Raw genomic sequence first — 14,308 nt, 5'->3', positions numbered from 1 at the left:
GGCTGGTTCTGACACGGGCTGGAGGGGCTCGAGCTCGGCCGATTCTGACACGGGCCGGAGGGGCTCGGGCTCGGCCGGTTCTGACGCGGGCCGGAGGGGCTCGAACTCGGCTGGGCCTCCGGGCAGCTGCCCCGTCGGGCCGCGGGGTCTCCGGGCGAGCGGTCGGACGCGGCTCGACGAGCGGTCGGACGCGGCTTGAAGGGCCGAGCCGGGGGAGCGAGGATGGCCGGCATGAACGATCTCGCCGCCCGACTCCGCGCCCTGCCCTCCTTCCCCGAGGACATGCCCGGCCTCGCCCCGGACGCCGTCCCCGAGGACCCGGCGGAGCTGTTCCTGGCCTGGCTCGAGGATGCGATCGCGGCCGGCGTGCGCCAGCCCCACGCCATGACCTTCCAGACCCTCGCCGAGGACGGCAGCCCCGTCGGCCGCACCCTGATCCTCAAGGACCTCGACGAGCGCGGGCTGCACGTCTCCACCCACCGCACCTCCCGCAAGGGCGAGCAGCTCGCCGCCGATCCGCGCGCCGCGATGACCTTCTTCTGGCGCGAGAGCGGCAGGCAGGTGCAGGTGGGTGGCACGGTCGCGGCGTTGGACGAGGAGACCTCCCAGGCCGACTGGTCCGCCCGCCCCAGCTACGAAGGGTCCCCGAACCCCGACTGGCAGGTCTACGCGCTGCGGCCTGCCTGGTACGAGTTCACCCAGTCCCGGCTCGACCGCAAGCACGTGCGCATCGGCTACCGGCGCGGCGCGGACGGCCGCTGGAGCCACGACCGCGTCACGACCCCGGCCGGCTGACCTGCCGACGGGCCCGCAGCTCCGGAGGCTGCGCTCGGCAGCGCGTCTCCTCGACGACGGCGCTCAGCGCTCGCGCACGAAGCGCCGGTGCGGGCGACCGTAGGCTCGGACCACCCGGTCCTCGACGAAGCCGAGCCGACCGAGCACCGCGGCCGACGCCGGATTCTCGACGTCGGCCAGCGCGACGAGGCGCCGCAGCCCGAGCGGCCCGTCGGCCGCCGCGACGCACAGCCGCCCGGCCTCGGTCGCGAACCCGTGGCCCCACCGGTTGCGGGCCAGCGTGTACCCGAGCTCGACGCCCTGCGCGGTGACCTCGAGCCCCGCGTCGCCGATCAGCGCACCCGTCTCGCGCTCGATCACGGCCCAGAAGGCGAAGCCGTGCCTCCCCTGATGGGCCGCGTACTCGACGAGCATCCGCGCGGTCTGCTCCGGGCTCGACGGCTCGCCCTCGCCGACGTGCCGCATCACCCCGGCGTCCCCGTAGATCCGGTGCGCGGCCGCGGCATCCGAGGACGTGAAGGGACGCAGGTCCAGGCGCGCGCCGCGCAGCGGGAACTCGAGAGGCATGCGGCCAGTATGGGCGGCGACCCGGAGATGGGCCTGCTCCCGGTGCTCGCCGGTGGCACCATGGAGCCCATGTCCCGCGCCGCTCTCCTGCCCCCGGTGCTGCTCGGGCTCGTGATCCTCCTGCTGGCCCAGATGGCGGGTCTCGCCGTCTCGGCGCTGCTCGGCCTGCCGATCCCGGGGGTCGTGCTCGGGCTGCTGCTGATCGTGCTGCTCGGGGTGCTGCGCCCCACGCGCGCCGTCGTCCGCGCGGCCGAGCCCGCGGCCACGCCCCTCCTCCAGCACCTGCAGCTGCTGTTCGTCCCGCCGGGCGTGGGGATCCTGCTCGAGCTGCGCACCCTCGCCGAGAACGCGCTGCCGCTCGCGCTCGCCGTCGGCGGCTCCTTCGTGCTCGCCCTGCTGATCTCGGGGCTGCTGCTGCAGACCCTGCTGCGCCGCCAGGACCGACGACGCGGCGGGGCCGACGACCAGGAGAGGGCCACGGCATGAGCGCGCTGTACGAGCTGCCCGTCTTCGGCCTCGCCCTGACCCTCGGCGTGTACCTCGCCTCCCACGGCATGTACCACCGGCTCGGCCGGCCCGGCCTGCTCTCCCCGGTGCTGGTGTGCGTGGTCGTGATCGCGAGCGTCCTGCAGCTGACCGGGATGCCGTACTCCCTCTATCTCGAGCAGGTCGCTCTGCTCACGCTCCTGCTCGGCCCCGCGACCGTCGCCCTCGCCCTGCCGCTGCTGCGCCACGGGAAGGCGCTGCTCTCCTCGGCGCCCGCGGTGATCGCCGCGCTCGTGGCGGGCGGGGTGGTGAGCATCGGCGCGACCGTCGGCGCGATGGTCGCCTTCGGGGCCGACGACGCCCTGCTGCGTGCCGCGCTGCCGCGCTCGGTGACCTCCCCCGTCGGCCTCACGATCGCCGAGATCCTGCAGGCCTCGGTGCCGATGGCGGTGGTGCTCACCCTGATCTCCGGGGTGCTCGGCGCCGTGGTCGGACCGGCGCTGCTGAGCCTGGTGCGGGTGCGGGACGAGCGGGCCCGGGGCTTCGCGATCGGCCTGACCTCGCACGGCATCGGCACGTCCCGCGTGCTGGGGGAGTCCGCGGTCTCCGGCGGCTGGTCGAGCGCCGCGATGGTGCTGAACGCCCTGGCGATGACGGTGACCCTGCCCGTGGTCGCGCACCTCGTCACCGGCTGATCGTTGATGGCCGTTCCGCCGAGGCATTCTCTCCCCCTGCCCCCTCGCTGAGGCGTTCTCGCCTTCCTCTCCTCCGCGGCATCGCCGAGGCCAGCGCAGCAAAGTGGGGCTTATGAACGGCGCATACCCCCAACTTTGCTGCGCTGGAGGGCTGGAGGGCCGGAGGGCTGGAGGGCTGGAGGGGCGCTGACCGGGGTGCCGCCCGGTGCCCGTCCGTGCCGCCCGGTGCCCGTCCGTGCCGCCCGGTGCCCGGCCGTGCCGGCGCGCGGTGCCGCGTATCGCATCGCCCTGGCCGAAAGTCGGGTGCGTCGAGGAGGGCTGCCGGGGCAGGATGGACCGTCAGCCCTCGCGTGCGCCCGCCCCGCATCGCACCGACCGGGCCCCTCGCGGACAGGATCTGTCCGCGCTTGTTCCTACGCTCCGACGAGACCCCGGCCGCTCACCCCGTCGGCCGGGCCGCACCACCCCTGCTCCGGGAGACCCCCATGCTCTGGACCCTGATCCGGCGACATCTGCGGCCCTACCTGCCGCACGTGGCCGCCGTCGCCGTCCTCCAGCTCGCGACCGTGCTCGCGACCCTATACCTGCCCAGCCTCAACGCCGACATCATCGACAACGGCGTCGCCACCGGCGACACCGACTACATCTGGCGCGTCGGCGGCCTCATGCTGCTGGTCGCCATCGTGCAGGTCATCACCGCGATCACCTCGGTCTGGTTCGGGGCGCGCGCCGCGATGGGTCTGGGCCGCGACATCCGACGCTCCGTCTACACCCGTGTGGACCGCTTCTCCACCGAGGAGCTGGGCCGCTACGGCGCCCCGACCCTCATCACCCGCGCCACCAACGACGTCCAGCAGGTCCAGATGCTGGTGCTGATGACCCTGAACTTCATGGTCATGGTGCCGATCATGTCCATCGGCGGGATCGTCATGGCGATCCAGGAGGACCCCGGTCTGTCCTGGCTGGTGTGGGTCTCCGTGCCGGTGCTGATGGTGATCGTCGGCTTCCTCGTCACCCGCCTGATGCCGCTGTTCCAGCGCATGCAGGACAACATCGACGCGATCAACGGCGTCATGCGCGAGCAGATCATGGGCATCCGCGTGGTGCGCGCCTTCGTGCGCGAGGAGCACGAGACGCGCCGCTTCCGCGACGCGAACGCGACCCTGACCGACACCTCCGTGCGGATCGGCCGCCTGTTCGTGCTCATGGGCCCGGCGATCACGATCGTGCTCCACCTCGCCACCGCCGCAGTGCTCTGGTTCGGCGGTCACCGCGTGGACGCGGGCCTGGTCGAGGTCGGTGCGCTGACCGCCTTCATGCAGTACCTGCTGCAGATCCTCATGGCGGTCATGATGGGCACCTTCATGTTCATGATGTTCCCGCGCGCAATCATCTCCGGCCGGCGCATCGGCGAGGTGCTCGAGACCGCCCCCACCCTCCACGAGCCCGCCGCCCCCGTCCCGCTGCCGGCGGCCGACGGCGGCGCGACAGTCGAGTTCCGCGACGTCACCTTCGCCTACCCCGGCGCCGAGTCGCCGGTGCTGGACGGCATCTCCTTCACCGCCGAGGCCGGACGCACCACCGCGATCATCGGCTCGACCGGATCCGGGAAGACCACCCTGGTCAGCCTCATCCCGCGCCTGCACGACGCGACGCACGGCCAGGTCCTGCTCGACGGGGTGCCCGTCACCGACCTCGCCCGTGCGGACATCTCCCGGACCGTCGGCCTGGTGCCGCAGAAGCCGTACCTGTTCTCCGGCACCATCGCCCACAACCTCCGCTTCGGCGACCCCTCGGCCGACGAGGCGCAGCTGTGGGAGGCGCTCGAGGTCGCCCAGGGCGACGGCTTCGTGCGCGAGCGGACCACCGGCGAGGGCGAGGACGTCGCCAGGGGCCTCGAGTCCACCGTCTCGCAGGGCGGCACGAACGTCTCCGGCGGCCAGCGCCAGCGGCTGTGCATCGCCCGCACCCTCGTCGCCGCGCCGCGCGTGTACGTCTTCGACGACTCGTTCTCGGCGCTCGACGTCACCACCGATGCGAAGGTGCGCGAGGGCCTCGCCCGCCGCACCCGCGGGGCGACCACGATCATCGTCGCCCAGCGCATCTCCACCATCACTTCCGCGGATCAGATCCTCGTGCTCGAGGAGGGCCGGATCGTCGGCCGCGGCACCCACGAGGAGCTCCTTTCGAGCTCCGAGACCTACCGGGAGATCGTCGACTCCCAGATCACCGCGGAGGAGATGGCATGAGCGCGGCGCAGAAGAACTCCCGGCGCACGAAGCGCGAGGCGCGGACGACCGGCCGGGCGTCCTCCACCACCGAGACCACCGAGCTCACCGAGTCCGAGATCCTCGAGATGCAGGACTCGATCAGCAGCGAGTGGGGCGAGGGCGCGCCGCGCAAGGCCAAGGCCTTCTGGCCCTCCGCGCTGCGACTCGCCGGCACCTTCCGCACCCACGAGCTGGGGCTGTCCGTCGTGCTCGCCTTCGGCATCGTCTCGACCGTGCTGACCGTGTGGGCGCCCTCGATCCTCGGCGATGCGATGGACGTCATCTTCGACGGCTTCCTCGGCGACGGCGTGGACTTCCCCGCGCTCGGACGCCTGCTGCTGATCGTGCTGGGGATGTACGTCATCGCGGCGCTGTTCGACTGGCTCCAGGGCCGGCTGCTGAACGACGTGGTGATGGACATCGTCTACGACCTGCGCGAACGGATCGAGGCGAAGGTGAACCGACTGCCGCTGAGCTACTTCGACATCCGCCAGCGCGGCGACCTGCTCTCGCGCACCACCAACGACGTCGACAACGTGCAGACCGCGCTGCAGCAGGCCTTCGCCTCCCTCGTCTATGCGGTCCTCACCATCGTCGGCATCACCGTGATGATGTTCTGGCTGTCCTGGCAGCTCGCGCTCATCGCCCTGATCGCCCTGCCGATCTCCGGCGTGGTCATCGGCATCATCGGCTCCAAGTCGCAGAAGCTCTTCACCGCCCAGTGGCGGGGCACGGGCCGCCTGAACGGCCATGTCGAGGAGTCCTTCACCGGCCACGACCTGGTCACCGTCTTCGACCGCCAGGACGCGATGCGCGAGCAGTTCGATGCGCGCAACGAGGAGCTGTGGGAGGCCTCCTTCAAGGCCCAGTTCTACTCCGGCATGATCATGCCGATCATGCAGTGGGTGACCTACCTCGGCTACGTCGGCATCGCCGTGGTCGGCGGTCTGCGGATCGCGGCCGGGCAGATGAGCCTCGGCCAGGTCACCGCGTTCATCCAGTACTCCCGCGAGTTCAACGCGCCGCTGGGCGAGGTGGCGGGCATGGCGAACATGCTCATCTCCGGCGTCGCCTCCGCCGAGCGGATCTTCGAGCTGCTGGACGCCGAGGAGCAGGAGGCCGACGGGCAGATCACCGCCGTCGGCGAGCGCATCGAGCGCGCCGAGCTCACCGGACCCACCCGCGGCCGGATCGAGTTCGACCACGTCGCCTTCTCCTACACCCCGGAGAAGCCGCTGATCACGGACCTGTCCCTGACCGCGGAGCCCGGGCAGACGATCGCGATCGTCGGCCCCACCGGCGCCGGGAAGACCACGCTGGTGAACCTCATCATGCGGTTCTACGAGATCGACGCCGGGCAGATCCGGCTGGACGGCGTGGACATCCGCGCCCTGGACCGCGGCGCGGTGCGCTCCCGCGTGGGCATGGTGCTCCAGGACGCGGTGCTCTTCGGCGGCACGATCCGCGAGAACATCCGCTACGGCCGGCTGGACGCGACCGACGAGGAGGTGGTCGCCGCCGCGACCGCCACCTTCGTGGACCGCTTCGTGCACACCCTCCCCGACGGCTACGACACCGTCATCGAGGACGAGGGCGCGAACGTCTCCGCCGGCGAGCGGCAGCTGATCACGATCGCCCGCGCCTTCCTCGCCGACCCGGCGCTGCTGATCCTCGACGAGGCGACCAGCTCCGTGGACACCCGCACCGAGGTGCTCGTGCAGGAGGCGATGGCGGCGCTGCGCACCGACCGGACCTCCTTCGTGATCGCGCACCGGCTCTCCACGATCCGCGACGCCGACGTGATCCTCGTGATGGAGCACGGCGACATCGTCGAGCAGGGCTCGCACGAGGCGCTGCTGGCCGCGGAGGGCGCCTACCACCGGCTGTACTGGTCGCAGTTCGCCGACGGGGTCGATCCCGACGAGGACGAGGCCGTGCTGGAGGGCACCACGACCGGCCCGGTCCCGGCCGTCGCCGCGACCGAGCCGGAGCTCGAGTAGCAGGCGGCGGCAGAGGAGCCGCCCGCGAGATCGCCCCCGCCGGGCCCCGCCCCGTCGCCGGGCCGCCGGCCGCCGGCCCTGGCGCGGCGTCGTCCAGCCCGGGGGAGATCCCCCTGGGCAGGCCGGCGTCGCGCGGGTAGCGTCGAGGGCATGGACGTCACCGTCATCGGAGGCGGCATCGCCGGCCTCGCCCTCGCCCACCAGCTCGCCCCCGATCACGACGTCACGGTGCTCGAGGCCTCCCCGGGCCCGCGCGGCGGCGGGTACATGATCGACTTCTTCGGTCCCGGCTTCCTCGCCGCCGAGCGGATGGGGGTCATCGACGAGCTCCGCTCCCGCGGGCACGCCTACGAGGGAGTGCGCTACGGGACCCCCGACGGGGCGGAGTCCGGCCGGATCGACGTCGGCCCCCTCGTCGCGGCCGCGGGCGGGCGCTACTTCTCCATCCTGCGCCCCGAGGTCGAGCTCGGGCTCCTCGCGGTGCTGCCGGGCTCCGTCGACCTGCGTTACGGCACCCGTGCCGTCGGGGTGCGCGACATCGGGCTGCAGGGCGGGGGCTCCCCGCGCGGCGCCCTCGTCGAGCTCGCCGACGGGACGAGCATCGAGTCCGACCTGGTCGTGGCCTGCGACGGCGTGCGCTCGGCCGTGCGGGAGCGGGTCGCGCCGGGACACGGCCGGATCGTGCCGATGGGATACCGGGTGGCGAGCTACCTCTACCCGGATCCGCAGCTCGCAGGCGAGCTGGGGGAGCGGATGCTCATGACCGACACCGTCGGCCGCGTGGGCTGGGTGTACGCGGCGGGGGACGGCCGCGTCGGCGCGATGTTCGCCAAGCGCACCGATGCCGCGAGCACCGAGCGACCGGTCCCGGACCGCGCGCGGCTCCAGCGCGAGTTCGCGGGACTGCACCCGCAGGTCGACCGAGCCCTCGCCCACGCCCCGGAGAGCTTCTACGACGACCTCGTCGCGCAGGCCGTCGCGCCCCGCTGGAGCCGGGGACGGGTCGTGCTCGCCGGGGACGCCGCCCATGCCCCCTCGCTGCTGGCCGGACAGGGCACCTCCCTGGCCATCGCGGGCGCCGAGGCGCTGGCCCGCAGCCTCCGCGCCGCCGGGCCGCACGTGGAGACCGGACTGGTCGAGTACGAGCGCCGCTGGCGGCCGACGGCCCACGCCGCGCAACGTGCGGGCCGACGCAGCGCCTCCTTCTTCGCTCCCGCGAACCGGGCCCAGCTGCGGTTCCAGCAGATCGCCCGCCGTGCGGTGACGCTGCCCGGCGCGAGCCTGTTCGCCGCCCGGAGCTTCCTCGCGCGCTGAGCCCCGGCACCGCTGACGGGGCCCGCACGCATCGCCTGCCGGGTCACGGCGGTCCCTCCGTCCGCGACCCCCGTGCGCTCGATCCTTCAGCCCTGGCCCTGGCCCTGGCCCTGGCCCTGGCCCTGGCTCCGGCCGTCCCCGGCCCCTGCCCCGGGGACGGGACGCGATCACCACGACCGGGGGAGCGGGTTCCCCCGCACGGGGGAGGGCACGCGACCGCGGCTCGGCGAGGCTCGAGCCATGGAACACCCCGTGAACCCTCCACCCGCTGAGAGCTCCGTGCGATCCCATCGCTCCGCCCGCTCCGCCGGCCTCGCCCGCTCTGCTGGTCCCGCCCGGCTCCCTGCCTTCTCCCAGCGCGACGACCCCGTCCGGCCCGGGGCTCGCGACCGGCCGCCCGTGCCACGCCCTCTGCTGCACAGCGCCCTCCTGACCAGCGTGATCGCTGCTGCTGTGGGTCTTCTCGAGCTTCTCCTCCCCGGCCGCGGGCCGATCGGCGAGGTGCTCGCCGAGACCCTGCTGGGGAGCATCGTCGGCCCCGTCCCGACCGCCTTCGTGCTGACCCTCGCCGCGCTCCTCGGCGTCGCGACCTCGCTCACCGCCCACGCCGCGGTCCTGCCTCCTGCGACGCTGGCCTGGATCGGGATCGTCCTCGGCGTCCTGGGCGGGATGGCGATGGGCGGCATGTCCACCCTCGCCACCGCCGGCTACCTGCTCGCCCTCGCCATGCCCCTGATCGTGGCGCTGCTGGTGGTGCAGGTCATCCGCCGCTATCCCCGGGCGCGTCTCGCGGTCTCGGCCGTGACGGTGCTCGCCCTGGGGGCAGGAGCCGTCCTGCTGGGACCGGCGACCCGTGAGCTCGTCGGCCGCCTCGCGCCGGCGCTGATCGCGGACCTCGCTCCCATCGGCCTGAGCCTGCTGCTGGTGGGGCTGGGCGCGACGTGGCTCGGCATCGCCGCCGTCGCCCTGCGCGGCTCGGTCGCGGCAGCGCGCGGGACCGCCTGGGCCACCCGCCACCGGATACCGCTCACCGTGCTCGCCGCGTGCGGGCCGGCTCCCTACGCGCTGCTGCGCCTGACCTGGCTCACCCCGTGGCCGCTGCTCGGCGGTGAGCACGCCACGGACCTCTCCGTGCGGCTGCAGGGGCTGCTGCTCTCCTCGGGCGGCTGGCTCGGGATCGTCCTGACCCTCGGGCTGGTCCTCCCGTGGGGCGAGCTGTTCCCGCGCTGGATGCCGGTGCTCGCGGGACGGCCCGTGCCGGTCGCCGCGGCCGCCGTGCCCGGGGGAGCGGTCGCCGCCCTGCTCACCTTCGCAGCCGTGCCGCTGCTGATCGGAGCCGCCCCGCAGGGCCCGGCCACCGTGCTCGTCCTCGCCCTGGTGTTCCCCTGCTGGTTCTGGGGGCCGGCCCTGGGGCTGGCGGTGTGGGGCTACGTCGGGCATCGACGTTCCCTGAGCGAGGACGGCTCCCGCACCGACGATGCTTCCTCCGATGGCGCTGCCTCCGATGTCGCTGGCGCGGTAGGGGCATGATCGAGAAGGATGGAGCGATGGAGAGCGTTCGACGGCAGGGCCGCCGCTTCGCGTGGCTGATGGCGGGTGCCGCCATCGGCCTCGCGGTGGTCCTGCTGGTGGTGGTGTGCGCCGTGCTGCTGGCGGGGGACGGGACGGACGGCCGGGCGGCCGGCGCCGTGCTCCTGGTGCCGGTCTGCCTGCTCCTCGGTGCGGCGCTCGGCCTCGTCCCCGGGGTGCGCGAGCTCGAGGTGACCGGAGCCCGCTCCATGCTCGGGGCCGACGGGGACCTGCTCGTCCCCCGACGCCCTCGTCTCGCGCACCACCTGGCGAGCTGCGCCTGGGTGGTCCTGCACCTGACGGCCGGGCTGCTGGTCGCGGTGCTGCTGCTGACCTTCCTGCCCTCCGCGGTGCTCGTGATCGTCGAGAACCTGGCGGGCCGTTCCCTGGGCTCGGGGGTGCCGGTGCCCGCCGGCGCCGCCGGCCGCGCGGCCGCCGTCGTTCTCGCTGTGCTGGTCGGGGCCGTCTCCGCCCTGCTGTGGTGGCCGACGGGGGTGCTGCTCGCACGGCTCGCGCCGCGCATGCTGGGGCCGACGACGCATGACCGGCTCGAGCTCGCGCAGCAGCGCGTCGCCCGGGAGGCGGAGCGCACGCGCATCGCCCGCGAGCTGCACGACGGCATCGGGCACGCGCTGACGATCGTCAGCGTGCAGGCCGCGGCGGCCCGGCGACTGCGGCATCGGGATCCGCACGCCGTCGCCCAGGCGCTCGAGGCGATCGAGATCACGGCACGGGACGCGACCGGCGAGCTCGACGACGTGCTCGCCCTGCTGCGCGAGGAGGAGCGGACCGCCGCCGTGGCCGACGGACGCTCGCGCCGCCGGGACCGTGCCGCAGGAGGGAGCCCGGCACCGCTCGCCGACGGGGGAACGGCTCCGCCCGCCGCTCTCGAGCAGCTGCTGGCTGCGCACCGCGCCTCGGGCATGGACCTGCGCGCCCGGGTCGTCCTGCCGGAGGGTCTCGCGGAGCTCCAGCGCTCCCAGCTGCTGCGCTGCGTCTCCGAGCTGCTCAGCAATGCGCACCGGCACGGGGCGTCGGGACCCGTGGACCTCACCCTGACGAGCGAGGACGGCTGGCTGCGTCTGCGCGTCAGGAACGCGCTCCGCCCCGATGCCGCCGATCCCGGTGACGCCGGGGCGCCGCTGACCACGGGCGGCCGCGGACTCGCCGGTCTGCGCGAACGCGCCGAACTGCTCGGCGGCACCCTGCGTGCGGGACCCGACGGCAGGCACTGGAGCGCGCATCTCGATCTGCCCCTGCTGAGAGAAGGACCCCCATGATGACCACCTCGCCCGCGGAGCCCACGCCCCTCGGGACCCCGCCCGTCGAGAACCCGCTGCGCGTGGTGATCGTCGACGACGAGCCGCTGGTCCGCCGAGGGCTCGCGATGATCCTCGGCGCGGAGCCGGACATCGAGGTCGTCGGTGAAGCCGGGGACGGCTCCCGCGCCGTGGACGTCGTCCGCACCGCCTGTCCGGATCTCGTGTGCATGGACGTGCGGATGCCCGGGATCGACGGATTGCGCGCCACCGAGCTGGTGCTGCGCCTACCCGATCCGCCGAAGGTGCTGGTGGTGACGACCTTCGAGCACGACGAGCATGTCACCGACGCCCTGCTGGTCGGAGCATCCGGATTCCTGCTCAAGCGGGCGTCCGCCGCTGAGATGGTGCAGGCGGTGCGCACTGTCGGCCGCGGGACCAGCCTGCTGTTCCCGGACTCGGTGCGGGACATGCTGCGACCCCGAGCCCGCACCGAGCCGTATCCGGGCCCGCCGCTGACCGAGCGCGAGAGGGAGGTGCTGGCACGCATCGCCCGGGGCATGACCAACGCGGAGATCGCCGGCGCCCTGTTCCTCGGTGTCGAGACCGTGCGCACCCACGTCGCGAACCTGCTGGGCAAGCTCGGTGCCCGCGACCGCACCCAGGCGGTGGTGATCGCCTACCGCACCGGCCTGGTGGATCCTGCGGACGGGGGATCGACCGGATGATCGGGCCTCGCCGGGACGTGCGGCCCGTGGTGCGGCGCTGCAGCGACGTCACCGAGCGCTTCCTGCGGATGGGCATGCGATCGCCGTCCAGGAGGACCAGGCCGCGCCTTGCGCTGCACCGGCGCGACCCTGATCAGAGGCGGACGGCCCCCAGCTTCTCGGGATTGCGGACCATGTCGATGCGGGTCGTAACGGCGCCGTCGGCCTCGATCCAGACCACGCAGTCGACCCGCGTCCCCTCGTGCCCCACCAGTGCGGGCCGCCCGTTGACCTCGTGGATCGCCCACGACAGCGCCTCCACCTCGGGTTTGGCCAGCACGCCGGCGATGAAGGGCAGCACCTTCCCGATCCCTCGGATGGGCCGCAGCGCAGCCTTCGCCCGCCCGCCCGCATCGGTGGTCAGCACCACCTCGGGGGAGAGCACCTCGACCAGTTCCGCCAGCGGCGTCCTGCCCTCGGCGGCCTCGAGGAACGCGGTGGTCAGCGCGCGATGAGTCGACGCGTCGGCGGGATGGCGGGGAGTGCGCTCGCGGACGTGGGCCCGGGCGCGGCTGACCAGCTGTCGCACGGAGACCTCCGAGCGCTCGAGGGTGTCCGCCACCTCCGGGTAGGGGAGGGCGAACACCTCGCGCAGCACGAAGGCGGCGCGTTCGAGCGGGGAGAGCGACTCGAGCACCACCAGCAGCGCGAGCGAGATCTCGTCGGCGACCTCCGCCGCGCGGCCCGGGTCCGCGGCGACATCGGTGGAGACCGGTTCGGGCAGCCACGGGCCGATGTACTCCTCGCGCCGGCGATCGCGGGAGCGCACGATGTTCAGCGCCGTGCGCGTGACCGCGGCGAGCAGGTACGCGCGGGGGTCCCGCACGGCCGCGAGGTCGACCTTCTGCCAGCGCAGCCAGGTCTCCTGCACCGCGTCCTCGCTGTCGGCCACGGTCCCGAGCACCCTGTACGCGGCGCCGAGCAGGGCGCGGCGGTGGTCCTCGAAGGCGTCCTGGTGCTCGGTGCGCGTGCTGTCCATGGGCTCCCCGCGATCGTCGGCGGCGGGTCTCAGCCGTCCACGGCCCAGGGCACGTCGCAGTCGTCGGCGAACCCCTGGCTGCTCAGACCCAGGCCGGCGTTGGTGCGCGAGCGGTAGTTCTCGAGCGAGACCAGGGCGGCGAGCTCGACCACCTGCGCGTCGCTGAGATCCTCCCGAAGGCGCTCCACCATCTCGTCGGTGACGGCCGACGGGGTCTGCGTCGCGGCCACCGCGTACTCGAGCACCGCGCGCTCGAGCGGGGTATAGACCTCGCTGGTGCGCCACTGTCCGATCGCGTGCAGCTTGCGCGGCTCCACCCCTCGGTGGTGGTTCTCCCAGTACCCGAAGTCCATGCACCAGGAGCAGCCGATCTCGCGGGCCACCGCCATCACGGCCAGCGCGTTCAGCGTCCGGGGGAGCTTCCTCCAGCGGCCGGCGACGGCCTCGAGCGCGAGCGAGGCGAGCAGCACGCCGCGATGATGGAAGGAGGCTCGCAGAGGATCCAGCACCTTCCCGTACAGGCGACGGGCCGCCCAGCTCGCGGCGCGTTCGACGGGTCCGTCCAGATCCATCGGCACCCGTGCGGCGGGGCGGTGCGGGGGTGCGGTGTGCAGGGGCGTGATCGCGGACATGTCGGTTCCTCTCCTCGGTCCGGTATGGCTCGTCGCAGTGGAGACACCGGTCGGCGAGCATCTGTGACATCGCGCGGGAGACCGGCCCTCAGCGCCGCCGCGCTGTGTCAGCCCCCGCGCCACCGCGACCGGGTCCGGGGGCGTCGGGCGGGTGTCGGGTCATGTCGGGTCCCTTCCCGGGCTCCGGCGGGGCGATCAGCTCTCGAGCATCCGCGACCTGGTCAGGAACCGCTTCCCGTCGGGCGTCTCGAGGCTGAACCCGCCGCCGCGCCCGTCGACCAGGTCGATGGTCAGGTGCGTGTGGCGCCAGTAGGCGAACTGCTCCCGGCTCATCCAGAAGTCCAGCGGCGAGGTCCCGCCGTCCGGCAGCGGCACCTCGACGTGGCCCATGCGCACGTCCGCATCGCCGGTGATGAAGTCGCCCTCGGGGTAGCACATGGGGGAGGAGCCGTCGCAGCAGCCGCCGGACTGGTGGAACATGAGCGGCCCGTTGCGGTCGATGAGCCGCTGGATCTGCGCGACCGCCGCGGCGGTGAACGCGACGCGGGAGAAGTCCTCGCCCTCGACCGTCGGCTCCATCTCCAGCACGTCGTCGGTATCGGTCGGCTCGGGAAGCGGCGGGGCGGGCGGCTGTCCGGGCTGCGGGCCGGGGGTCGAATTCGGTGCGCCGGGAGCAGCGGCGGCGTTCGAGAGGTCGGTCATCGTCGTTCCTTCCGAAGAGCCGTCGGCGGTGACGGCACGGTGAGTCGCTCGCCTCCAGACTACGCCCGCCGGGCAGGGGCGGACAGGGGCGGGGGAGGCCGCCGACGGCACCGCCCCGGACCGGCGGCAGCCGGTGAGGTTGCTCACCGAAGGGCGCAGGTCAGGGGTGATTTCGGGCAGGCCGAAAGAGCAGGAGCGGATTCCTGCCGTTCCTGGGGGAGGTGAGGGCGGCGTCGATGCCGTCCGTAATTTACATCGTTTACCGTCACTGGT

General features: G+C 73.4%; 13 protein-coding genes. 9 read left to right on the top strand and 4 right to left on the bottom strand.

The window, feature by feature from the left end; genetic code table 11:
- The first annotated feature begins 231 nt into the window (after positions 1-231).
- Complete coding sequence (locus D1648_RS15765) at positions 232-795, top strand: pyridoxal 5'-phosphate synthase (RefSeq protein ID WP_122943596.1); 564 nt, start codon at positions 232-234, stop codon at positions 793-795.
- Between the two features lie 63 nt (positions 796-858).
- On the opposite strand, the gene D1648_RS15760 is transcribed toward D1648_RS15765, so the two are convergent.
- On the bottom strand, positions 859-1,362 hold the full coding sequence (locus tag D1648_RS15760) for a GNAT family N-acetyltransferase (protein WP_122943549.1): 504 nt from the start codon (positions 1,360-1,362) through the stop codon (positions 859-861).
- Between the two features lie 69 nt (positions 1,363-1,431).
- Here D1648_RS15760 and D1648_RS15755 point away from each other — a divergent pair, with 69 nt between their 5' ends.
- The 8 genes from D1648_RS15755 to D1648_RS15720 all read left to right on the top strand — a co-directional run bounded on the left by D1648_RS15755 (position 1,432) and on the right by D1648_RS15720 (position 11,683).
- Positions 1,432-1,848: a CidA/LrgA family protein gene (locus tag D1648_RS15755; RefSeq protein WP_122943595.1), complete on the top strand. Its 417-nt coding sequence runs from the start codon at positions 1,432-1,434 to the stop codon at positions 1,846-1,848.
- Positions 1,845-2,543, top strand: coding sequence for an LrgB family protein (locus tag D1648_RS15750; RefSeq protein ID WP_122943548.1), 699 nt, complete (start codon positions 1,845-1,847; stop codon positions 2,541-2,543). The genes D1648_RS15755 and D1648_RS15750 overlap by 4 nt, the downstream gene beginning before the upstream one ends.
- 485 nt (positions 2,544-3,028) lie before the next feature.
- Positions 3,029-4,792: an ABC transporter ATP-binding protein gene (locus D1648_RS15745; protein ID WP_122943547.1), complete on the top strand. Its 1,764-nt coding sequence runs from the start codon at positions 3,029-3,031 to the stop codon at positions 4,790-4,792.
- Positions 4,789-6,813 (top strand): ABC transporter ATP-binding protein, encoded by a 2,025-nt coding sequence (locus D1648_RS15740; RefSeq protein WP_122943546.1) that lies wholly within the window; start codon positions 4,789-4,791, stop codon positions 6,811-6,813. Before D1648_RS15745 ends, D1648_RS15740 begins: the two co-directional genes overlap by 4 nt.
- Before the next feature lie 150 nt (positions 6,814-6,963).
- Positions 6,964-8,127: an FAD-dependent oxidoreductase gene (locus tag D1648_RS15735; protein WP_122943545.1), complete on the top strand. Its 1,164-nt coding sequence runs from the start codon at positions 6,964-6,966 to the stop codon at positions 8,125-8,127.
- A 399-nt stretch (positions 8,128-8,526) separates the two neighbouring features.
- Positions 8,527-9,657 carry a hypothetical protein gene (locus D1648_RS15730; RefSeq protein WP_122943544.1) on the top strand — a complete coding sequence of 377 codons (1,131 nt, stop codon included), beginning with the start codon at positions 8,527-8,529 and terminating at the stop codon, positions 9,655-9,657.
- Between the two features lie 17 nt (positions 9,658-9,674).
- Positions 9,675-10,976 (top strand): sensor histidine kinase, encoded by a 1,302-nt coding sequence (locus D1648_RS15725; protein ID WP_122943543.1) that lies wholly within the window; start codon positions 9,675-9,677, stop codon positions 10,974-10,976.
- Complete coding sequence (locus tag D1648_RS15720) at positions 10,976-11,683, top strand: response regulator transcription factor (protein ID WP_122943542.1); 708 nt, start codon at positions 10,976-10,978, stop codon at positions 11,681-11,683. The genes D1648_RS15725 and D1648_RS15720 overlap by 1 nt, the downstream gene beginning before the upstream one ends.
- Before the next feature lie 133 nt (positions 11,684-11,816).
- Here D1648_RS15720 and sigJ read toward each other — a convergent pair whose 3' ends face one another.
- The 3 genes from sigJ to D1648_RS15705 all read right to left on the bottom strand — a co-directional run bounded on the left by sigJ (position 11,817) and on the right by D1648_RS15705 (position 14,035).
- A complete protein-coding gene (gene sigJ / locus D1648_RS15715; RefSeq protein WP_122943541.1) occupies positions 11,817-12,701 on the bottom strand; it encodes an RNA polymerase sigma factor SigJ in 885 nt (294 codons plus the stop codon).
- Positions 12,702-12,730: 29 nt separating this feature from the next.
- Positions 12,731-13,333, bottom strand: coding sequence for a carboxymuconolactone decarboxylase family protein (locus D1648_RS15710; RefSeq protein WP_122943540.1), 603 nt, complete (start codon positions 13,331-13,333; stop codon positions 12,731-12,733).
- Between the two features lie 195 nt (positions 13,334-13,528).
- Positions 13,529-14,035, bottom strand: coding sequence for a DUF779 domain-containing protein (locus D1648_RS15705; protein ID WP_122943539.1), 507 nt, complete (start codon positions 14,033-14,035; stop codon positions 13,529-13,531).
- Between the last annotated feature and the right edge of the window lie 273 nt (positions 14,036-14,308).

The sequence above is a fragment of the Brachybacterium sp. EE-P12 genome (genome assembly GCF_003711805.1).
GTDB lineage: Bacteria > Actinomycetota > Actinomycetes > Actinomycetales > Dermabacteraceae > Brachybacterium.
Note: the sequence above shows the minus strand (reverse complement) of the source record. Positions and strands in the feature narration are given on the sequence as shown.